This window comes from Nocardia sp. NPDC019323 (assembly GCF_044389845.1).
GTDB classification, from domain to species: domain Bacteria; phylum Actinomycetota; class Actinomycetes; order Mycobacteriales; family Mycobacteriaceae; genus Nocardia; species Nocardia implantans.
This window is the reverse complement of the sequence record NZ_JBIRYN010000003.1, coordinates 184,880-204,434: the sequence shown is the minus strand read 5'-3', so window position 1 is coordinate 204,434 and position 19,555 is coordinate 184,880. Positions and strand designations below refer to the sequence as shown.

Sequence of the window (19,555 nt, the reverse complement as noted above, 5' to 3'; positions counted from 1 at the left end):
TCACTCGACGGGCCGCGCGTCCTCGACGCCGTCGCGCGCCACGGCGACCGGATCGGGCGACCGCACCGGCAGCAGCACCGCGAGCCCGGCCGCGAGCACCACCAGCAGGCCGACGATGCCCGCCCGGTCCGTGCCGAACAGCCAGACGAACAGTCCGAACAGACTCGGCGCGAGGAAGGACACCGCCCGTCCGGTCGTCGTGTACAAGCCGAAGAGCTGACCTTCGCGGCCCGGCGGCGCGAGGCGGGTCAGGAACGAGCGCGCCGCCGCCTGGGCCGGACCGACGAAGACGGTGAGCAGCAACCCGAAGATCCAGAACATCATCGGCCCCGACACCACGAGCAGCGCCAGCCCGCACACCAGCATGGCGGCCAGGGACACCACGATGACGATCTTGGGCCCGGCCCGGTCGTCGAAGCGCCCCGCGACGATCGCGCCCAGCGCCGCAACGACATTCGCGGCGATGCCGAACAGCAGCACGTCCGAGTCGGCGATCCCGTAGACCCGCACGGCCAGCACCGCGCCGAAGGTGAACACCCCGGCGAGGCCGTCCCGGAAGACGGCGCTGGCCACCAGGAACCCGACCGTGCGCCGGTCGACGCGCCACAGTTCACGCAGGTCGCGCCACAGCACCCGATACGAGCCGAGCAGGCCCGCGCTCGCCGCGCCGGGATCGGCGTCCGTCCGCGGCAGCTCGGGCACCGCGAACAGCACCGGCAGGGCGAAGGCGGCGAACCAGACGGCGGCCAGCACCGCCACCAAGCGGATGTTGAGCCCCTCGTCGGTGGGCACACCGAGCAGCCCGCGGTTGTCGCCCTCGCCTGCGATGAAGCCGAAGTAGCAGATCAGCAGCAGGAAGATGCCGCCGAAATAGCCCATCGCCCAGCCGAACCCGGAGACCCGGCCGACGGTCCGCGGCGTGGAGACCTGTCGCAGCATCGCGTTGTACGGCACGTTCGCCAGTTCGAAGCAGGCCGACGCGAACGCCAGCAGCGCCAAGCCGAACCACAGGTCGTGGTAGTCGTCGTGCACGAAGAACATCAGCGTCATCGCCGCGATGGTCAGCGCGGTCAGGGTACCGAGCGAGCCCTTGCGTTTCGCCGATGCGTCGAAGCGCTGCCCGCTGACCGGCGCGGTCAACGCCACGATCAACCCCGCGATGCCCAGCGCCCACCCCAGCCACGCGCTGGCGGAGACACCGCCGGGCAGATCGTCACCCACCTTGTCGGTGAGATACACCGAGAAGACGAAGGTGAGGATCACGGCGTTGAACGCAGAAGACCCCCAATCCCACAGCCCCCACGCCACCACCTGCCCGCGCCCGGCGGCCTGCCCGACGGTCGCCCTGGCGTTCACCTCGGTCATGCCGCGCAGCTTAATGCGCGCGGACGTCACGAGTCCGGCCGAAATCGAGACCGGCCGCATTGCTATGCACCCAGTTGCATAGTACCGAGTGTCACGGCTATTCTCACCGCATGGCACTCGAGCATGCGCTGCTGGTATCGCTCACCGAGCGCGCCGGCTCCGGTTACGAGCTGGCGCGCCGCTTCGACAAGTCCATCGGTTACTTCTGGAGTGCCACCCACCAGCAGATCTACCGCGTGCTCAAGCGCATGGAGGAGTCCGGCTGGGTGGACGGCGAGACGGTGGTCCAAGAGGGCAGGCCGGACAAGAAGGTCTACTCGGTGAGCGAGACCGGACGCGCCGAACTCGCGCGCTGGATAGCGGCGCCGAGCGATACCGCCACTCCGCGCAACGAACTCGCCGTGAAGATCCGCGCGGCGGCCTACGGCGATGTCACCGCGTTGCGTGCCGAGGTGGCCCGCCACCGCGACCAGCACGCCCAGCGGCTCGAGCTGTACCGGCACATCGAGAAGCGCGACTTCCCCGACCCCGGCCGGCTCGCCGGGACGGCCCTGCACCAGTACCTCGTCCTGCGCGCGGGCGTCCGCGTGGAGGCGGGATTCGTCGAATGGTGCGACGAAGTTCTGCAAGCACTGCACCCGCGCGCGACAGCCCCGCACGCGGACGGAGAAAGGCGACCGCAGCCATGAGTTCGTTCCCCCATTTGCTCGAGCCGCTGGATCTCGGCTTCACCACCCTGCGCAATCGCGTGGTGATGGGGTCGATGCACACCGGGCTGGAGGACCGCGCTTGGGACACCAACAAGCTGGCCGCCTACTTCGCCGAGCGCGCCCGCGGCGGTGTCGGCCTGATCATCACCGGCGGCTACGCGCCCAATCGCGCGGGCTGGCTGCTGCCGTTCGGCGCCAAGCTGACCAACAAGACCGAGGCGTACCGGCACCGGACGATCACCAGGGCGGTGCACCAGCACGGCGGCAAGATCGCCATCCAGATCCTGCACGCCGGTCGCTATTCGTATATGCCCGGCAGCGTGTCGGCGTCGTCCATCAAGGCCCCGATCAACCCGTTCCGGCCGCGCGCGCTGTCGGCGAAAGGCATCGAGCGCACCATCGACGACTACGCCCGCTGCGCGAAACTCGCTCAGTTCGCCGGGTACGACGGCTGCGAGATCATGGGCGGTGAAGGGTATTTCATCAACCAGTTCCTCGCGCCGCGCACCAACAAGCGCACCGACGCGTGGGGCGGCTCCCCGGAGAACCGGCGCCGGATCGCGGTGGAGATCGTGCGCCGCACCCGCGCCGCGGTCGGCCCGGATTTCATCATCGTGTTCCGCCTGTCGATGGCCGAACTGGTGGAGAAGGGGCAGACATTCGACGAGATCGTCGCCCTGGCCACGGAACTGGAAGCCGCCGGGGTGAACATCCTGAACACCGACATCGGCTGGCACGAGGCGCGGGTGCCCACCATCGTGACCTCGGTGCCCCGCGCCGCCTTCGTCGAATTCACCGCGAAGATCTCCGCGCGGGTGAACATCCCGGTGTGCGCGTCCAACCGGATCAACATGCCCGAGGTCGCCGAGGAGATCCTGACCCGCGGTGACGCGCAGTTGATCTCGCTGGCCCGTCCCTTCCTCACCGACCCGCAGTGGGTGAACAAGGCCGCGCAGGATCGCGTCGACGAGATCAACACCTGCATCGCGTGCAACCAGGCCTGCCTCGATCACGCCTTCCAGCACAAGACCGTGTCGTGCCTGCTCAATCCGCGCGCCGGGCACGAGACCGAGCTGAAGCTGCTGCCGACCCGCCGCGGCAAGCGCGTCGCCGTGGTCGGCGCGGGCCCGGCCGGGCTTTCCGCGGCGGTGAACCTCGCCGAACGCGGCCACCGCGTCGAGTTGTTCGAGGCCGACGACAAGATCGGCGGCCAGTTCGACATCGCCCGCCGCATCCCGGGCAAAGAGGAGTTCAGCGAATCGATCCGGTACTACACCCGGATGCTCCAGCTCACCGGCGTCACGGTGCACTTGAACAAACGGGTCGGCGCGGACGAGCTCATCGCTGGCGGCTACGACGAAATCGTGCTGGCCACCGGCGTGCGGCCGCGGATCCCCGACATCCCCGGTATCGACCACCCCATGGTGGTGTCCTACGCCGAGCTGGTGCGGGAGGAGAAGCCGGTCGGCAAGCGCGTCGCCGTGATCGGCGCGGGCGGCATCGGCTACGACGTGAGCGAATTCCTCACCGTGGAAGGGCATCCCACGCTCGAGCTGGACGAGTGGAAGCAGGAGTGGGGCGTCACCTCCGACGACGAGGAGGTCCGCGGACAGCTCACCACGCCTCGGCCCGCGCCGGCGGCGCGCGAAGTCGTTCTGCTGCAACGCAAGTCGACGCCGTTCGGCAAGGATTTGGGCAAGACATCCGGATGGGTGCACCGCGCCGCGCTGAAGGCCAAGGGCGTCGAGCAGATCGGCGGCGTCAACTACGAACGCATCGACGACAACGGCCTGCACATCAGCTTCGGGGAGAAACGACAACGGCCCCAGTTGATCCCGGTCGACAACGTCGTCGTCTGCGCGGGCCAGGAATCCGTGCGTGATCTGGAGGCCCCGCTGCGCGCCGCGGGGATCAGCCCGCACCTCATCGGCGGCGCCGATCTGGCCGCCGAACTGGACGCCAAGCGCGCCATCGACCAGGGCACCCGGCTGGCCGCGCGGCTGTGAGCGGACGGCGGCCGGGCCGCGCGCCGGCCGCCTCGGCCCCGGCACGGATGCCGCGCCGGGGATCGTGCGGCCGGCCACCGCGTCGCGTCGCCTAGGCTGCATCGGGTGAGCCTGCCCTCCCCCACCTCCGAGAACCGCGCGGTCGTCACCGGCGCCTCCTCCGGCATCGGCACCGCGCTCGCCGCCGAACTCGCCGCCCGCGGCTACTCGCTGATCCTCGTCGCCCGCCGCGAGGAACTGCTCACCGAGCTCGCGCAGCGGCTGACCCTGGCCCACGGCATCACCGCCGAGGTGCGCGCGGTCGATCTGGCCGACCGCGACCAGCGCGGTGTGCTGGTGAAAGAACTGGCGACCCGCGAGATCGCCGTCCTGTGCAACAACGCGGGCATCGCGACCTTCGGCGCGATCGCCGAACTCGACCCGGCCTACGAGCGCGCGCAGATGGAGCTCAACGCCGTCGCCGTGCACGATCTGACATTGGCCGTGCTGCCCGGCATGCTCGCCCGCGGCAGCGGCGGCATCCTGATCAGCGGGTCGGCCGCGGGCAACATGCCGATCCCGAACAACGCCACCTACGCGGCGAGCAAAGCGTTCGCCAACACGTTCTCCGAATCGCTGCGCGGCGAGCTGAAAGGCTCCGGGGTGCATGTCACCCTGCTGGCCCCCGGCCCCGTCCGCACCGAGACCCCTGACCCCGCCGAGGCCTCCATCGTCGACCGGATGGTGCCCGACTTCATGTGGGTCTCCTCGGAGTACACCGCCAAGGTGTCCATCGACGCGCTCGCCCGCAACAAGATGCGTGTGGTCCCCGGCCTGATCAGCAAGGGCATGAGCGTGGCGGGACAGTATGCTCCGCGCGCGGTCACCGCCCCCATCGCGGGCGCGTTCTACCGGAAACTCGGCAGCTGAGCCCACCGCGTCAGCGAGCCGTCAAGAAGCGACGCCGGGTGGTCAAGGATCCGCAAACGACGCGCCCACCGGCCCGGTACCCGGCGTAGTCCTGGCATCGGCCCCGCAATTCGAGAAAGCGGGGGCGACCCAGGAGAACATCGTGACGCTGCTCGACATCATCCCGTCCTTGCGCTCGGGATCGTCTTCGCGCCTGGATGCCACGGTCTGGCCGCGAGAAACGCATTACGACGGCGACGGCGGGATCACCCTCGGCGGCGTCGCCCTCGCCGATATCGCCGATCAGTACGGCACGCCCACCTACGTCTTGGACGAGCAGGAGGTGCGGTCGCGCTGCCGGGCCTATCGCAAGGCTTTCCCGGAGGCCGAGATCATCTACGCGGGCAAGGCCCTGACTGTCCGGGCGGTGCTGGATTGGGTTACCCAGGAAGGGCTTTCGGTGGACGTGTGTTCGGCTGGCGAACTGGCCGTCGCGCTGGCGGCCGGGGTGGACCCCGCCCGCATCGTCCTGCACGGCAACGGGAAGTCGTTCGACGAACTGGCCGCCGCCGTGCGCGGCGGGGTCGGCCGGATCGTGATCGACTCGCACACCGAGATCACGCTGCTGTCCGCCCTGACCACGACATCGCAGCAGGTGCTGCTGCGGCTCTCGCCCGGCATCGATGTCCACGGTCACCCGGCCGTGCGCACCGGCGTGCACGACCAGAAATTCGGCTTTCCGCTCGGCGGCGATTCGGCCGCCGAGGCGATCGACCGGGTGCTGCGCAGGCCGAACCTCACCCTGGTCGGCTTCCACTGCCATCTGGGCTCACAGATCCATCAGCCGGACCACTACGGCGAGGCGGTGCGGCGCATGGTCGCGGCGATGGCACAGGTGCGGCAAGACCACGGTGTCGTCTTGACCCAGCTGGATCTGGGCGGCGGCCACGCGGTGGCCTATCGCGGCGGCGACGCCGAAATGAACCTCGCCGAACTCGCCGACATCCTGGAGGACGCCCTCGACGCCGCCTGCGCCCGCCACCATTTCCCGCGCCCGGTGCTCGCGTTGGAACCCGGCCGCGCGATCGTCGCCCGAGCCGGGGTGACGCTGTACCGAGTGCTCTCGATCAAACACGTCGAGGGCGGGCACACCTACGTCACCGTGGACGGCGGGATGAGCGACAACCCGCGCGTCGCGCTGTACGGCGCGCGCTACGACGCGGTGGTCGCCAACCGTCACCCGTGCGGCCCGCAGATGACCGCGACGGTCGCCGGTCGCTTCTGCGAGGCGGGCGACATCCTCGCCGCCGACGTGCGGCTGCCCGCCGATCTGCGTCCCGGCGAAGTGCTGGCGGTGCCGTGTACGGGCGCCTACCACCACAGCTTGGCTTCGTCCTACAACAGTGTCGGGCGTCCTCCGATCATCGCCGTTCGCCACGGCCGCGCCCGCGAACTGATCCGCAGGGAGACGACAACCGACCTGCTCGCCCGTGAGGTCGGGCGCTGATCCGGCCGTCCGCTCAGCGGCGCCTGGTGCCGAACAGGCTGCGGGTGATCTCACGTCCCGCCGCGCTGGCCGCCGAGCGCAGGAAGCCGCGCACCGCGGGATTCCGCATGATCCGCTCGGCGGCGGACTCCTCCTCCACGCGGGTCGCGCTGCGGCCGGGGACGGGCGCCGGTTGCGGCTCCCGCGGCGCCTCGGCGACCTTTGCGGCCAGCAGTTCGTAGGCCGACTCGCGGTCGATGGTCGCGGCGTACTTCGAGGCCAGCGGGCTGGACAGCGCCCGCGAGCGGATCGCGTCCGCGCCGATGGTGTCCATCAGCGACCGCGGCGGCCGCATCCTGGTCCAGGCCACCGGCGCCGGCGCGCCCTGCTCGGAGAGCACCGTCACGATCGCCTCGCCGGTGCCGAGGGAGGTCAGGGCCTGCTCCAGGTCGTAGACACCGGTCGTCGGATAGGTACGGACGGTCTTGGCCAGCGCCTTCTGGTCGTCCGGGGTGAACGCGCGCAGTGCGTGCTGGATGCGCGCGCCGAGCTGGGACAGCACCGGATTCGGGATGTCGGTGGGCAGCTGGGTGCAGAAGAACACACCCACCCCTTTGGACCGGATCAGTTTGACGGTCTGCTCCACCTGATCCAGGAACGCCTTCGAAGCGTCGGAGAACAGCAGGTGCGCCTCGTCGAAGAGGAAGACCAGCACGGGCCGGTCCACGTCGCCGACCTCCGGCAGGGTCTGGAACAGGTCGGCGAGCACCCACATCAGGAAGGTGGAGAACATCACCGGCCGCGCCGCGTCCGCGCCCAGCTCGAAGAGCGTGATCACCCCTTTCCCGTCCACCATCCGCACAAGGTCGGCCGGGTCGAGTTCGGGCTCGCCGAAGAACGTGTCGCCGCCGTCGGCCTCCAGATTCGCCAGTGCGCGCAGGATCACGCCGGCGGTGGCCGAGGAGACACCGCCGATACCTTTCCGGTCGTCCTTGCCCTCCGGGCTGGTCAGGTGGGTGATCACGGCGCGCAGGTCCTTCAGATCCAGCAGCGCGAGACCGTTGCGGTCCGCCCAGTGGAAGATCAGGCCGAGGGTGGATTCCTGCGTCTCGTTCAGTCCGAGCACCTTGCTCAGCAGCACCGGACCGAACGAACTGATCGTCGCGCGGATCGGAAGCCCGGCCCCGGCGGTGCCCAGCGAGACGAACTCGGTGGGGAAGCCGGTCGGCGCCCAGTCCGCGCCCGTCTCGGCGATGCGCGTGGCGAGTCGTTCGCTCATTCGTCCCGGCTCGGCCAACCCCGACAGATCGCCTTTGACATCGGCCAGCACCACCGGAACCCCGGCGCTCGACAGTTGCTCCGCGAGGCTTTGCAGGGTTTTCGTCTTTCCCGTTCCGGTCGCCCCCGCGACCAAGCCGTGCCGGTTCATCATCCGCAACGGGATACGGATGCGCGCGCCGGGATCCACCGTCCCGTCGACCACGACGGTGCCCAGATCCAGCGCATCCCCTTCGAACGCGTAGCCTGCGGCGATCTCCCCTGCGGCGGCCTGGCCCTCGGACGGTTCGTCCCGCCTCTGCGCACCGGCTCCGCCCGCTGTCTGCTCGGCCAGTTCCCGTTCCGCCGCCTCCGCGGCGGCTGCCGCCTCCGCCGCGATCCGCGCCGCCTCGTCGGCCGCTTTACGCGCCGCGGCCGCCTTCTCCTGCGGAGTGGTCATCGCACGTCTCCGTCCTGGCTCGACCCGACTGCTTCACTCACTGTTTGCCGCGGCCCCGAAAACACCTGGTTGCGAACCAGAAGAAACTGTATCTCCGCTGGTCGAGTTCATGGCCACATCGGCGGCTTCGGGGTTGCCGTGCCGTACCGCCTGCACCGGCCCTTCGCCCGGCTAATGTTGCACGGGTGTCCGACAAATACATGGTGTGGATGGATTGCGAGATGACCGGCTTGCGCTTGGACAGCGACAAGCTGATCGAAGTGGCCGCACTCGTGACCGACAGCGATCTCAACATCCTCGGCGAGGGCGTGGACATCGTCATCCACGCCGACGACGACGCGCTGGCCGCGATGCCCGCCGTGGTCGCCGAGATGCACGCGCGGTCCGGGCTGACCGATGAGGTCCGCCGCTCCACCGTCACCCTCGAAGAGGCCGAGCATCGCGTGCTCGACTACATCCGCCAGTACATCCCCACCCCGCGCACCGTGCCGCTGGCCGGCAACTCGATCGCCACCGACCGCGGTTTCATCGCCAGGGACATGCCGCTGCTCGATGCCCATCTGCACTACCGGATGGTCGACGTGAGCTCGATCAAGGAGCTGTGCCGCCGCTGGTACCCGCGTATCTACTTCGGCCAGCCGGAGAAGGGGCTGAGCCATCGCGCCCTGGCCGACATCCAGGAGTCCATCCGCGAGCTGGAGTACTACCGGCGCACCGCGTTCGTCGCACCGCCGGGCCCTTCCACCACCGAAATCGCCGCCGTGGCCGCCGAGGTGGCCGAGAGCGCCACGCAGCGGTCCGAATCGGCGCAGGTCAACGGGTCGCCAGACGCCGATTAGGGCCAGGGCGGGTTGACACGCTAATATCTAGCCCGCCGGTTCTTCACCGGCGATGGTGAGCGTAGTTCAGTTGGTAGAGCACCAGGTTGTGATCCTGGCTGTCGCGGGTTCGAGTCCCGTCGCTCACCCCAGGTGTCGCGGTGTGCGAACCGTCCTCCGGGGCGGTTCGCACACCAGACCAGACTCTTCTTCCTCTGTTCATCCGCCACAGCGGAGGCTTCGCGGAATCCTCCCAGCGTCGGCGACGGCGCGAAATGGTCGTCGGCCTAGCACGACCTGATCGACGGTGTGCGTATGACCGCGGTGCCGAGCGGCTTTCCGAAGTATGTCCTGGCCACGAGCAACGCCCGCCAGCAGGCCGATCGCAGCCGTTTCACCGCAGGCGGCGCTCGCCAGGCAGCCGCCGATGCTGCCGCGGCACCGAGCCACGACGGCTTTCCCACTGCGCCCCAATCCATTTCCACCGCGCGCCCATTCGCCGCGATGTGAAACAAATCCACTCCAGAATCCGCCACTCGTCCGTAGACTGCGGTGCACGTGGGACGGTGTCGCTGGGGCGCCTTCCCGGTTCGACCAGAAAGACACACCTCGTGATGCGTTCCGCGGTAATCGCAGCCTTCGTCGGCGCCACCCTCGTCACCGGATCCAGCGGGACCGCGGTCGCGGGCATCGGACTGCCCACGCTGCCCGACTCCGGCTCGGCGTCGAGCGGATCGGCGGGCGGCCTGGCCACCACCGGTTCCTCCGGCACCGGTTCGGCGGGCAGCAAGCTGCTGTGCGCCGCCACCGGCAGCGCCATCGCGATCCTGGGCGACGCCCAATTAGGGTGCAACATGCTGCCGTGAACGCACCGTGAACGCCGAACGGGCCGCCGGATTCGCTCCGGCGGCCCGTTCGGCTTTGGTTTCGGCTCAGCGGTTGTCCTCGGCGTTACCCGCCTTCCAGACCGGCCACGGGATGTTCCAGTCACCCAAGCCGTCCACACCGGACAGGGTGCCGCCCACGGTGTTCTTCACGATCGTGATGTCACCGCGCTTGGCGTTCTGGAAGACCCACTGCGCGTTCGCCGGGCTGAGGTTCAGGCAGCCGTGACTGGTGTTGCTGTACCCCTGCGCACCCACCGACCACGGCGCGGAGTGGAAGAAGATGCCGCTGTAGGACAGCCGGGTCGCGAAGTCCACCGGCGTCTTGTACCCGTCGGGCGAATTGACCGCGACGCCGTAGGTCGAGGAGTCCATGATGATCTTCTCGTGCCGGTCGGCCACGATGTAGACGCCGTTGTCGGTGGGCGTGCTGTCCTTGCCCATCGAGGTCGGCATGGTGCGGATCACCTGACCGTTCAGCTCCACGGTCACCTGCTTGGTGTTGTCGTCGGCGGTGAAGACCATCGCGTCGCCGATGGTGAAGAACGAGTGGATGTTGTCCTGGCCGTACAGACCGTTGCCGAGATCGCGCCCGTAGACGTTCACATCGACGGTGACCTTCGTCCCCGGCGCCCAGAAATGCTCCGGCCGCCAGCGCACCTCACGATTGTTCACCCAATAGAACGCGCCCTCGACGGGCGGCTCCGTGGTGATCTTGATCGCATCCTGCGCGGCCTTCCGGTCGGGAATGTTCTCGTCGAACTGGACGGCCACCGGCTGGCCGATGCCGACGACCTCCGCCTCACCGGGGACGAGGTAGGGCTTGGTCTGGTTACCGGGCGAGCTCGTGGTGAAACTCAGCGTCGCGGAGTTCGCGCCGCCGAGCCCGATCGCGTCCGCCTTCAGCCGGTAGGTCTTGCCGTAGCCGAGCACCTCGGTGGTCTCCCACGACCGGCCGTCGGCGGCGAGCTTGCCCTCCACCGTCTTGCCCTGCGGACTGACCAAGGTCACATTGGTGAACTTGCCGTCCTCGACCTTGAACGCCAGCGGGACGCCGGGCGACACACCGACTTCACCGTCTTTCACCGGCGACATCAGTTTGGGCTTGATCAATTCCGTGATGGGGTTGCGGTCGATGGCCACCTGGGCCGCATCGGCGGCGTCGGACGCCGAACATCCCGTCGATGCCAGCGCGGCGACCGCCACGACGATCACCGGCCCCGCGAACGTGCGTAGCGACCACCGTTTGGCCGGCTTACGCTCGCGCCGACCCAGACCAACACTCATTTCAACCCCGTTTCAAAGTCTCGGTGCTCCAGGACACACCGATGGCTTCGGATGCCGACCGCCACGCCGCTCACCCCGCCGTGTACGCGGGCGGTCGAAACCACAATCGGACATTCTGCCAGTGCGTCACGTCCAGGCCAATGTGAACACCTCGTCCGTCACTGCAGCGTTACCACCCTCTAGATCAACACGCCGCACCCCCGCGTTACCGGCGCGGGAGGACATCACATCCGCGCCGGTCAGGACACGATTTCACTTCTGCGGCCCCAGCCTGTTAAGGTTTGTCCCGCACCGGAACACGGAGCAAGCGCCATTAGCTCAATTGGCAGAGCAGCTGACTCTTAATCAGCGGGTTCGGGGTTCGAGTCCCTGATGGCGCACAATTCGAGAACCGTGCCCTTGTCAGTCATCGGCTGGCAAGGGCACGGTTCTTTCGTCTCCACGGCGTCCCGATTCCCGTGACATCACCGTGACCTGGCCTCTTTCCCAGATGCACCTGCTGTCCCGATTCGGACAGCGATACGCCCGTCGCGGCCCTGAAATCCACCTCGGTGGCTGAAAAGTTCTGTGATGTACAGCACAAGAGGTTTAGCAGCAAACTCCCAGCTTGGATAACGATTCGGCAACCGCGCCCTGGGCGTTCCAAGATCGGCAGCACCTGCCATTCATGATCAGTTCACCCTCTGTTAACCATGCGTGACCATTCTGCAATCAGGTCACAAAGCGACCTGAAGTTTGGTCAGCCCGAGGAGTTGTAGACACCGATTCGGTAACGATCACACGGCAGGCACTGCCCGCCACGTGATCGGCGGAGCGGAATCCGGCAACGGACCCGCAATCCCATACTTCCGCCCGTCTCTCCGCATCGAGGATGCGGAGTCTCACGCGACAAGCGGCCGAGCCCCACCGAGGGCGATCCGGTGCCGTACGCACGAAGCGTCGCGTTCCGGGGACATCAGCGTCCCCCACAACAAAACCACACAACAGCACATGGCCGTTTCGGCGAACGCACACGAGCGTACGCCGCAGGATCCGTGCTGCCCAACTGCGGCCGGATCGAGTAAGTCCCCGATCAAGGAACCGATTCGCAATGCCTGACAGACGCCTTTCCGCCCTTCGTCGCCCCTCGCTCCGCGAAACCGTCACCGTCGGATTCGCCGCCGCCGGTGTCGTGGCCGTGGCCGCCTGCTCCGCGGCGTCCGTTGCCGACAACAGCGTCCCGTCTCGCATCGCCATGGTGGCCGAGCAGCAGCCGGAGGCAGTCGCCGCTCCGGTCGCCGCCGAGGTCGCCGCTCCGGCCGCAGAGGCGATCCCCGCACCGATGCCCGCACCCGCGCCCGCCCCGGCTCCCGCGCCCGCTCCCGAGCCTGCCCCGATGCCCGCCCCGGCCCCGCCGGTCTACCCGGACAACCTGGACGGCTGGATCCGCCAGGCGCTGGACATCATGTCGGCGAACGGCATTCCCGGCACCTACAACGGCATCTACCGCAACATCATGCGCGAGTCGACCGGCAACCCCCAGGCCATCAACCTGTGGGACTCCAACGCAGCCATGGGCATCCCGTCCAAGGGCCTGCTCCAGGTGATCGACCCCACCTTCGCCACCTACCACGTCGCGGGCACGCCCTTCGACATCTGGGACCCGGTCGCCAACATCGTCGCCGCCTGCAACTACGCGGCGCACCGCTACGGCTCGATGGACAACGTCAACAGCGCGTACTGAGCCATCCCGCCACGCAGCCTCCCCATCCATTGATGGGGAGGCTGTGGCGCTTTCCGGCCGATCCGCGCCGTCGGCCTGACGCGTCCCTCCGGCTCCCGGCCGTGCGCCGGGCGATCGACGGGCCGAGCTCCGGCCATAATGGTCGGCACACCTGCGACCACTGGACCTTGCCGTGACCGACTACGCACACAGCGACGCGGCCGCCAAGAGCCGCGCCGAGAAGGCGCGCCGGCTGGCGAGCTACCTCTGGCACCGAGGCATCACCGAACCCGAGGTGCTGGCGATGCCCGCGCCGATTCGGCGCAAACTGGCCAGGGCCGCCGGGACGAATCCGCCGAGCACCGACGAGACCTGGACCGCGGTGGCGCGACTGCTGACCGAGAAGGACGCCTGGGCCGCCCGCCATCCGCGGCATCCCTCGGCGCGGCGGGAGCACACCGACGAGAAGCTGCTCTGGGTGAAGCCGCCGATCACACCATGGACCTGATGATCCGCCAAATATGCTGTGCCGCAACATTTCTCACGTCTACTACAGAATTACGTAGAGTAGAGTTCATGGACCAGCAGACCCAGCCGTCCCGATGACCGAGCGCAAGCCGCCGAAGCAGACCTTCGAATCGTGGGTCGACAAACAGATCCGCGAGGCGGCCGAGCGCGGCGAATTCGACAACCTGGCCGGCACCGGCAAGCCGATTCCCGGAGCCGGCACGACCCCCGACGAGGACTGGTGGTTGCGCGCGTATCTGCGCCGCGAAGGGGTCAGCGGTGACGCGCTGCTTCCTCCGTCGCTGGTGCTGCGACGCGATATCGAGCACCTGCCCGAGACCGTGCGCGACGCGACCGGCGAACGGGAGGTGCGCGCCGCCGTAAGCGAACTCAACAAGCGCATCGTGGACTGGCTGCGGATGCCGCAAGGGCCGTTCGTCCCGATCGCTCCGGTGAACGCGGACGAGATCGTCGAGCAATGGCGGCACGCGCGCGAAGCCGACCGGCCGCGGCGCGCGCAGCCCGGCCGTGCGGCCACCGCGGCCGCCCCGACGCCGGACGAACACATCGCGCCGCGCGCGCGCCGCCCGTGGTGGCGTCGATGGCGGCGGCACGGCACCGAAGCCGGATAGCGCCGCAACCGGCGATCAGGCGCCGAGCTCGGTCACCTGTTCCACCTCGGCGATCACCTTCTCCGCCAGCGCGCGCAGCGCCCGCGCCTCACCCGGCGTCATCAGCTCGACGAAGACGCGACGGACCAGATCGACGTGATTGGGCGCGGCACGCTCCAGCGCCACGCGCCCTTCCGGCGTGAGCTGCACGATGATGCCGCGAGCATCCTCCTCGGCGGGCCGCCGCTCGACCAGTCCGCGCGCGTCCATCCTGGCCAGATGCTTGGACAACCGGCTCTTCTCCCAGCACACCTCGGTGGCCAGCTCCTTGGCGCGCAGACACCCGTTGGGGGCCGCCGACAACGCCACCATCAACTCGTAGTCCGCCAGGGACAGGCCGTCCTCGGCCAACCCGGCGGAAATCGCCCCGTCCAAACGCTGGCGCAGCCGCACGTAGGCCTGCCACGTCGCCTGCTCGTCGTCACTCAACCACCGGACCATGGGAATGAAGTGTAGTCACGGTTGGTTGACATGGACACCAACTCCCGAGGAGGTCCCGATGCCCGCCGTCACCGTTCCCGACATCATGGTCCTGCCACGCCTCCCGCGCACCGACGCCACCCTGCGTGAACGGCCGGTGCGCAGCGTGGTCACCGCGCACAGACAGCGCGAAGGCGCCGGCTTCGAGGTGCGCAGGCCGTTCCCCAGCATGGATCTGCGCACGGCCGATCCCTTCATCCTGCTCGACCAGATGGGTCCGGTCGCCTATGAACCGCACGAGGCCAAGGGCGCGCCGTGGCATCCGCACCGCGGCTTCGAGACGGTCACCTACATGCTCGACGGCACCATGGTGCACCACGATTCACAGGGCGGCGGCGGCGTCATCGGCGAAGGCGACACCCAATGGATGACCGCGGGCTCCGGCATCCTGCACGACGAGGTCCCGCCGGAGGAGATGGTCGCCTCGGGCGGCTGGTTCCACGGCATCCAGCTCTGGGTGAACCTGCCGCGCGCGCTCAAATTCGCCACCCCGCGCTACCAGGACCTGCGCGCTCGCGAACTGACCCTGGTGAGTTCGCACGACGGCGGCGCGCTGGTCCGGCTGATCGCCGGCGAGGTCGGCGGATTCACCGGTCCCGGTTCGACATACACCCCGATCGCCTACGCCCACGCGTCGATCACACCCGGCGGAATCCTGGAAACGCCGTGGCCGCAAGAATTCACCGCGATGGCGTACGTGCTGTCGGGCAGCGGCACGGTCGGCGCGGAGCGCAGGCCACTGGCCGAGGGGCAGCTCGCCGTCTTCGGTCAGGGAGACGCGATCAGCGTGACCGCCGATGCGCGCCAAGACAATCGGACCGGAGCGCTGGAAGTCCTGCTGCTCGGCGGACGTCCGATCCGGGAACCGGTGGTGCAATACGGGCCGTTCGTGATGAACACGCGCGCCGAGATCATCGAAGCCATGGAGGACTACCAGGCCGGACGCATGGGAAACATCCCCGCCGAACACATCCGCGGCGCCGGGACGACCGCCTGAGCGGCCGCACCGGGTGTGATCCCCTAATCCCCTAGTTCCGTCCCCCCGAGGTTGACAACGGAGCGGCCCGTCACAACAGTGGATGCGGCGTCCGGTCGGACGCCCATCCACCGCAGCAACCACATAGAGGAATACATGAACGTTCGCCGGCTCTCCGTCAGCGCGGCCGTCGCGGGATTGACCTTTCTCGCGGCTCCCGCCGCCCTAGCCGCCCCTCCGTCCGGATCCGCCGGAACCGGCTCCTCGGCCGTCGACACCGGCTCCGCCGCGACCGGCTCGGCCGGTCTGTCGCAGACCGGTTCGGCCGGTGGCGCCTTCGCCAACTGCGACGACGCCCGTGCCGCCGGTCGCGCGCCGCTGTTCCGCGGCGAACCCGGCTTCGGCCCGCACCTGGATCCCGACGGCGACGGCTTCGCCTGCCCGACGGTCTGAACCGACCGCGAAACGACGACACCCGGTGGGCAGCTGCCCACCGGGTGTCGTCGTTTCTCCAGCTCAGCGGAAGATCTTGAGCAGCACCAGCCCGACGAAGACGGCGGCGGCGCCGATCAGGCTGTATTTCACCTTCGGCTCGTTCAGCTTCGAAACCACGATCTGCTTGGTGTCGTCCGCGATGCGATGCGGGTCCGCGCGTACCGCGAGTTCGTCGAGCGTGCTCGCCAGCCGAGTGCGGGCGGCCTCGATCTCCTGCTCGATCCGCTCGGTATCCCTTGCCACGTTCCACCCTCCTGTTGTCGATTGCCGCACCCGGTGCAGAATCACGCCGCACGCTCAGCCGTTCGCGCAGTACCCGGGGCTCGCGGACGAGTCTATCCGCCGCCACGCGGCGCGATCCGGCCGTGCGCGGATCTGCGGTCCCGACCTTCGGATACCGTGCTGGAGGTGACCACCAACCAACGACTCTCCCCGGGTGACACCGCCCCCGACTTCACGCTGCCCGACGCCGACGGCAAGAACGTCTCGCTGTCGGACTACCGCGGTCGCAAGGTGATCGTGTACTTCTACCCCGCCGCGAGCACGCCCGGCTGCACCAAGCAAGCCTGCGACTTCCGCGACAACCTGGCCGACCTGGACGGTGCGGGCATCGACGTGGTGGGCATCTCGCCGGACAAGCCCGCCAAGCTGGCCAAGTTCCGCGACGCGGAGGGACTGACCTTTCCCCTGCTGTCGGATCCCGATCGCGCCGTGCTGACCGCCTGGGGCGCGTACGGCGAGAAGACCATGTACGGCAAGACGGTCGTCGGCGTCATCCGCTCGACCTTCCTGGTGGACGAAGCGGGCAAGATCGCCCTCGCGCAGTACAACGTCCGCGCCACCGGTCACGTCGCCAAGCTGCGCCGCGACCTGTCGGTGTAGCCCACGGGGCAGCGAAAAGCCCGGCGCCGCAGGGGCGCCGGGCCGGAGTCGGGTGGATCAAGCCTGCAAAACCTGCTGGGCGGCCCATTGCGCCATCAGGCGAAGGTGCTCGTCCCACCAGTCCGCCGCTTCCGGGGTGAACGCCGCGGGCGGTGGAGCCTCACCGGGGAACAGCAACGCGCCGTCGGGCGCGCCCACCTGGCGATCGGACGGGATTCCGGTCCCCGGCACGAGCGGCTCCGGGGCCTCCGGCTCCGGCGCGACGGGGGCATCGGCGGCGACCAGCGGCAACGGACGGTGCCGCGGGGACGATCCCCAGCGCTGGTCCGGAAGCCACACTCCGGTCGTGGTGGCATCGCCACCGTGCGGGCCGTCGAACGACTCGTCCGCCTCGGTACCGGCGGGCCGGACCGGCTCCACCGGATGCGTCGCACCGGCGCCCTCGATCCTGGCGTCGGTCACGACGGTCGGCACCGACCGAGACGAATCGTTCAGCAGGTAGCTCCCGCCGATGACCATTCCGCTGGCCAGCACACCGGCCGCGGCGAACACCGCCACCCCGCCGCGCGGTCGATTCGACTCGCTCACCGGGCCTGCGTAGCTGTCCTGCTCCAGCCGTGCGCTCAACGCCGCGCCCGCGGCGGAGGCGAAAGCGCCTACGGTGCAGGGGATCACCGGAGCCCCGAATTTCTCGACCGCCGTCAGCACGGCCGAACCCGCGCCCGCCGAGCCGATCAGCGCCACCGCGTCCGGCCGCGCGCCGGCCGCGTCCAGCTGATCCCACGCGGCCGTGACGCCCATGCCGAGCGATCGCGGCGTCGCCCGGCCCGCCTGCCCCACCGCGGCGAGCACTCGGCGGCGGCCCCGGTCCACCAAAGTGAACGCGTGGTACCCGGGCACCACCTCACACACCAGCAGGTTGTCGTAGGCGTCCAGCCACGTCATCATGCTCGCCACGCTCAGGTGGGCCGATTTCACCGAGACCATCGAGGCGCTGTGCCACCGGCCCGCCGCCAATCTGGTCACGATGGCGCGCCGCTCCGCGGCGTCGCGATAGGCGACCGCCACACCACCGACTTCCCGCTCCGCGCCCAGGCCCGCGGCCACGGCGTCGAGCGCGGCCTCGACCGCTGCGGCCACGTCCGCCTTGCTGTCGCCGCCGGTTCGCTCGACCCGGCGCAGCAGCACTCGATCGGCCAGCTTCCTGCCGTCGGCGAGCGCCACCGCGTGCACGGCACCGCGTTCGGTCGAAACGCCGAGAGTCACCACAGATTCAGCTACCACTGATCACGCCTTCCCTCTGTGCATTGACCGAGCTCACGGGCTTGCCGAAAGCCATGAGCCCCATGGATTCCCCTGCTCGGAACACACGCCGCGATGCACGCGCGCTCGGTATATGTTCGATGCCGCATCGGTTACGGATGGGTAGCGGAAATCCAGCCGACTGGACGCGAACGGCGGATGCGCGTATCGCACGCTTGCCCCTACCGTTAGCCTGGATGCGTGGAAGTACGCGCGGAGGCCAGGGTGAAGCACCGTCTGGACCCTGCGTTGGAGCTGCAGGCCGACCCACAGGAGCTCATGCCGCGACGCCGGCCGACGCAGGAACGCAGCAAACGAAAGTTCGACGCCTTACTCCAGGCGTCCAGGGAGTTGCTCGTCGAGGTCGGGTTCGAGTCGTTCACCTGTGAAGAGGTGGCGGCACGGGCGGAGGTGCCGATCGGCACGCTGTATCAGTTCTTCGCCAACAAGTACGTCATCGTCTGTGAGCTGAATCGCCAAGACCTGGTTGCCGTTTCCCAGGAGCTGGCCGACTTCCACGGTGAGATTCCCTCCCTGGACTGGTTGCGGCACATGAACCAGTTCGTCGACCACTTGGCCAACCTCTGGATGACCGACCCGTCCCGGCGGGAGGTGTGGCTTGCCATGCAGTCCACGCCGTCCACCCGGGCCACCGGGGCGATCCACGAGAAGCAGTTCGCCGAGGTCGTCTCGCAGATGCTGCGGCCGCTCACGCCGCGCACGCCGAGGGCACGGCGCACCATGATGGCCGAAGTGCTGGTGCACGTGGTCTATTCGATGCTCAATTTCTCCGTGCAGGACGAGCAGAGCAGCGCCGAAGCGGTCGCCGAACTCAAGCGCCTGATGGTGGCCTACCTGCTGGTCGCGGAGAAGGAATCGCGTACCGGCGGCGAAGGATAACGGGTGGTCCCGGCCGCGACCGGGACCACCGCGCTGCTCAGCCCGCGCTGTCGCGGCCTTCGATGAGGTCGGCCAGCTCGCCCGGGTCCTCCAGCACCACCATGGCGGCGGCGGTGTCGCCGTCGTGCGTCAGCGAGAGGTGGACCCGCACCCGGGGCAGGAATTCCGCGGCCAGGCCGTGCAGCTTGATGCTCGGCCTGCCCCACGCGTCGTTGACCACTTCGATCAGCGGATACGGGTTGTCCCCGATCTGCGGGCGGCGGGCGAACCGCGACGACGCCCATGCTTTGAGCACCGCCTCTTTCGCCGCCCACCGCGCCGCGTAGCTGCGCGCCGGGTCGGTCCCTTTGCTCTGGCAGTAACGCCGCTCTCCCGCGGTGAAACTTTCCCTGAGCATGGTCGTTCCGGCGCGTTCGAGCTGTTCGGCGAACTCGGAGATGGTCACCAAGTCCAAGCCGATACCGAGGATCGTCATAGGC

21 protein-coding genes and 2 tRNA genes are annotated in these 19,555 nt (G+C 68.8%); 16 read left to right on the top strand and 7 right to left on the bottom strand.

All coding sequences use genetic code 11. The features are described from left to right. The gene (locus tag ACH49X_RS13940; RefSeq protein WP_195077450.1) at positions 1-1,365 is read right to left on the bottom strand and encodes an MFS transporter; all 1,365 of its coding nucleotides are present in this window, start codon (positions 1,363-1,365) and stop codon (positions 1-3) included. Positions 1,366-1,475: 110 nt separating this feature from the next. On the opposite strand from ACH49X_RS13940, the gene ACH49X_RS13935 reads away from it, so the two are divergent. The 4 genes from ACH49X_RS13935 (at position 1,476) to lysA (ending at position 6,476) form a co-directional block, all read left to right on the top strand. Further along, complete coding sequence (locus ACH49X_RS13935; RefSeq protein WP_195077449.1) at positions 1,476-2,054, top strand: PadR family transcriptional regulator; 579 nt, start codon at positions 1,476-1,478, stop codon at positions 2,052-2,054. Continuing rightward, positions 2,051-4,081: an NADPH-dependent 2,4-dienoyl-CoA reductase gene (locus ACH49X_RS13930; protein ID WP_357205026.1), complete on the top strand. Its 2,031-nt coding sequence runs from the start codon at positions 2,051-2,053 to the stop codon at positions 4,079-4,081. The genes ACH49X_RS13935 and ACH49X_RS13930 overlap by 4 nt, the downstream gene beginning before the upstream one ends. Positions 4,082-4,186: 105 nt before the next feature. Then, positions 4,187-4,990, top strand: coding sequence for a mycolate reductase (cmrA, locus tag ACH49X_RS13925; protein WP_195077447.1), 804 nt, complete (start codon positions 4,187-4,189; stop codon positions 4,988-4,990). Positions 4,991-5,132: 142 nt separating this feature from the next. Next, positions 5,133-6,476 (top strand): diaminopimelate decarboxylase, encoded by a 1,344-nt coding sequence (gene lysA / locus ACH49X_RS13920; protein WP_195077446.1) that lies wholly within the window; start codon positions 5,133-5,135, stop codon positions 6,474-6,476. Between the two features lie 13 nt (positions 6,477-6,489). Here the strand turns inward: lysA and ACH49X_RS13915 are convergent, their stop codons facing one another. Beyond that, positions 6,490-8,172 (bottom strand): helicase HerA-like domain-containing protein, encoded by a 1,683-nt coding sequence (locus ACH49X_RS13915; protein WP_357104362.1) that lies wholly within the window; start codon positions 8,170-8,172, stop codon positions 6,490-6,492. A gap of 200 nt (positions 8,173-8,372) precedes the next feature. Between ACH49X_RS13915 and orn the strand changes: the two genes are divergently transcribed. From orn to ACH49X_RS13895, 4 genes are all read left to right on the top strand, one after another. Further along, on the top strand, positions 8,373-9,011 hold the full coding sequence (gene orn / locus ACH49X_RS13910) for an oligoribonuclease (RefSeq protein ID WP_397070126.1): 639 nt from the start codon (positions 8,373-8,375) through the stop codon (positions 9,009-9,011). A gap of 55 nt (positions 9,012-9,066) precedes the next feature. Beyond that, positions 9,067-9,142: transfer RNA gene (locus tag ACH49X_RS13905), tRNA-His, on the top strand. Between the two features lie 163 nt (positions 9,143-9,305). Then, a complete protein-coding gene (locus ACH49X_RS13900) occupies positions 9,306-9,500 on the top strand; it encodes a hypothetical protein (RefSeq protein ID WP_357104358.1) in 195 nt (64 codons plus the stop codon). A gap of 104 nt (positions 9,501-9,604) precedes the next feature. Then, positions 9,605-9,856 carry a hypothetical protein gene (locus ACH49X_RS13895; RefSeq protein WP_357205023.1) on the top strand — a complete coding sequence of 84 codons (252 nt, stop codon included), beginning with the start codon at positions 9,605-9,607 and terminating at the stop codon, positions 9,854-9,856. Positions 9,857-9,922: 66 nt separating this feature from the next. On the opposite strand, the gene ACH49X_RS13890 is transcribed toward ACH49X_RS13895, so the two are convergent. Beyond that, positions 9,923-11,161, bottom strand: coding sequence for an Ig-like domain-containing protein (locus ACH49X_RS13890; RefSeq protein ID WP_195077442.1), 1,239 nt, complete (start codon positions 11,159-11,161; stop codon positions 9,923-9,925). 307 nt (positions 11,162-11,468) lie between these two features. Here ACH49X_RS13890 and ACH49X_RS13885 point away from each other — a divergent pair. The 4 genes from ACH49X_RS13885 to ACH49X_RS13870 all read left to right on the top strand — a co-directional run bounded on the left by ACH49X_RS13885 (position 11,469) and on the right by ACH49X_RS13870 (position 14,002). Next, a tRNA-Lys gene (locus ACH49X_RS13885) sits at positions 11,469-11,541 on the top strand. 710 nt (positions 11,542-12,251) lie between these two features. Then, positions 12,252-12,884 (top strand): transglycosylase SLT domain-containing protein, encoded by a 633-nt coding sequence (locus ACH49X_RS13880; RefSeq protein ID WP_195077441.1) that lies wholly within the window; start codon positions 12,252-12,254, stop codon positions 12,882-12,884. A gap of 172 nt (positions 12,885-13,056) precedes the next feature. Then, complete coding sequence (locus ACH49X_RS13875; protein WP_195077440.1) at positions 13,057-13,371, top strand: hypothetical protein; 315 nt, start codon at positions 13,057-13,059, stop codon at positions 13,369-13,371. 94 nt (positions 13,372-13,465) lie between these two features. Further along, entirely contained in the window at positions 13,466-14,002 is a 537-nt protein-coding gene (locus tag ACH49X_RS13870; RefSeq protein ID WP_195077439.1) for a DUF1992 domain-containing protein, read from the top strand. A gap of 15 nt (positions 14,003-14,017) precedes the next feature. Here ACH49X_RS13870 and ACH49X_RS13865 read toward each other — a convergent pair whose 3' ends face one another. After that, complete coding sequence (locus ACH49X_RS13865; protein ID WP_195077438.1) at positions 14,018-14,482, bottom strand: MarR family winged helix-turn-helix transcriptional regulator; 465 nt, start codon at positions 14,480-14,482, stop codon at positions 14,018-14,020. 58 nt (positions 14,483-14,540) lie between these two features. On the opposite strand from ACH49X_RS13865, the gene ACH49X_RS13860 reads away from it, so the two are divergent. Both ACH49X_RS13860 and ACH49X_RS13855 read left to right on the top strand, forming a co-directional pair. Further along, positions 14,541-15,518: a pirin family protein gene (locus ACH49X_RS13860; protein WP_195077437.1), complete on the top strand. Its 978-nt coding sequence runs from the start codon at positions 14,541-14,543 to the stop codon at positions 15,516-15,518. A 135-nt stretch (positions 15,519-15,653) separates the two neighbouring features. Next, entirely contained in the window at positions 15,654-15,950 is a 297-nt protein-coding gene (locus ACH49X_RS13855) for an excalibur calcium-binding domain-containing protein (RefSeq protein ID WP_195077436.1), read from the top strand. Positions 15,951-16,013: 63 nt separating this feature from the next. Here the strand turns inward: ACH49X_RS13855 and ACH49X_RS13850 are convergent, their stop codons facing one another. Next, positions 16,014-16,235, bottom strand: coding sequence for a DUF3618 domain-containing protein (locus tag ACH49X_RS13850; protein WP_195077435.1), 222 nt, complete (start codon positions 16,233-16,235; stop codon positions 16,014-16,016). Between the two features lie 165 nt (positions 16,236-16,400). Here ACH49X_RS13850 and bcp point away from each other — a divergent pair, with 165 nt between their 5' ends. Next, positions 16,401-16,874 (top strand): thioredoxin-dependent thiol peroxidase, encoded by a 474-nt coding sequence (bcp, locus tag ACH49X_RS13845; RefSeq protein ID WP_195043242.1) that lies wholly within the window; start codon positions 16,401-16,403, stop codon positions 16,872-16,874. Positions 16,875-16,931: 57 nt separating this feature from the next. Here the strand turns inward: bcp and ACH49X_RS13840 are convergent, their stop codons facing one another. Next, complete coding sequence (locus tag ACH49X_RS13840; protein ID WP_195077434.1) at positions 16,932-18,158, bottom strand: hypothetical protein; 1,227 nt, start codon at positions 18,156-18,158, stop codon at positions 16,932-16,934. 297 nt (positions 18,159-18,455) lie between these two features. Here ACH49X_RS13840 and ACH49X_RS13835 point away from each other — a divergent pair, with 297 nt between their 5' ends. After that, positions 18,456-19,076, top strand: coding sequence for a TetR/AcrR family transcriptional regulator (locus ACH49X_RS13835; RefSeq protein ID WP_323123958.1), 621 nt, complete (start codon positions 18,456-18,458; stop codon positions 19,074-19,076). A 37-nt stretch (positions 19,077-19,113) separates the two neighbouring features. Here ACH49X_RS13835 and ACH49X_RS13830 read toward each other — a convergent pair whose 3' ends face one another. Next, positions 19,114-19,551 (bottom strand): holo-ACP synthase, encoded by a 438-nt coding sequence (locus ACH49X_RS13830; protein WP_043721202.1) that lies wholly within the window; start codon positions 19,549-19,551, stop codon positions 19,114-19,116. Between the last annotated feature and the right edge of the window lie 4 nt (positions 19,552-19,555).

Excerpts from the sequence above, each read along its gene's own strand:
- orn (WP_397070126.1), top strand. The coding sequence starts at position 8,373 with ATGGTGTGGATGGATTGCGAGATGACCGGCTTGCGCTTGGACAGCGAC.
- ACH49X_RS13900 (WP_357104358.1), top strand. The coding sequence starts at position 9,306 with ATGACCGCGGTGCCGAGCGGCTTTCCGAAGTATGTCCTGGCCACGAGC.
- ACH49X_RS13830 (WP_043721202.1), bottom strand. The coding sequence starts at position 19,551 with ATGACGATCCTCGGTATCGGCTTGGACTTGGTGACCATCTCCGAGTTC.
- ACH49X_RS13865 (WP_195077438.1), bottom strand. The coding sequence starts at position 14,482 with ATGGTCCGGTGGTTGAGTGACGACGAGCAGGCGACGTGGCAGGCCTAC.
- ACH49X_RS13880 (WP_195077441.1), top strand. The coding sequence starts at position 12,252 with ATGCCTGACAGACGCCTTTCCGCCCTTCGTCGCCCCTCGCTCCGCGAA.
- ACH49X_RS13935 (WP_195077449.1), top strand. The coding sequence starts at position 1,476 with ATGGCACTCGAGCATGCGCTGCTGGTATCGCTCACCGAGCGCGCCGGC.
- ACH49X_RS13860 (WP_195077437.1), top strand. The coding sequence starts at position 14,541 with ATGCCCGCCGTCACCGTTCCCGACATCATGGTCCTGCCACGCCTCCCG.
- ACH49X_RS13870 (WP_195077439.1), top strand. The coding sequence starts at position 13,466 with ATGACCGAGCGCAAGCCGCCGAAGCAGACCTTCGAATCGTGGGTCGAC.
- ACH49X_RS13835 (WP_323123958.1), top strand. The coding sequence starts at position 18,456 with ATGCCGCGACGCCGGCCGACGCAGGAACGCAGCAAACGAAAGTTCGAC.
- ACH49X_RS13915 (WP_357104362.1), bottom strand. The coding sequence starts at position 8,172 with ATGACCACTCCGCAGGAGAAGGCGGCCGCGGCGCGTAAAGCGGCCGAC.
- ACH49X_RS13895 (WP_357205023.1), top strand. The coding sequence starts at position 9,605 with ATGCGTTCCGCGGTAATCGCAGCCTTCGTCGGCGCCACCCTCGTCACC.
- ACH49X_RS13940 (WP_195077450.1), bottom strand. The coding sequence starts at position 1,365 with ATGACCGAGGTGAACGCCAGGGCGACCGTCGGGCAGGCCGCCGGGCGC.
- ACH49X_RS13930 (WP_357205026.1), top strand. The coding sequence starts at position 2,051 with ATGAGTTCGTTCCCCCATTTGCTCGAGCCGCTGGATCTCGGCTTCACC.
- ACH49X_RS13855 (WP_195077436.1), top strand. The coding sequence starts at position 15,654 with ATGAACGTTCGCCGGCTCTCCGTCAGCGCGGCCGTCGCGGGATTGACC.
- ACH49X_RS13890 (WP_195077442.1), bottom strand. The coding sequence starts at position 11,161 with ATGAGTGTTGGTCTGGGTCGGCGCGAGCGTAAGCCGGCCAAACGGTGG.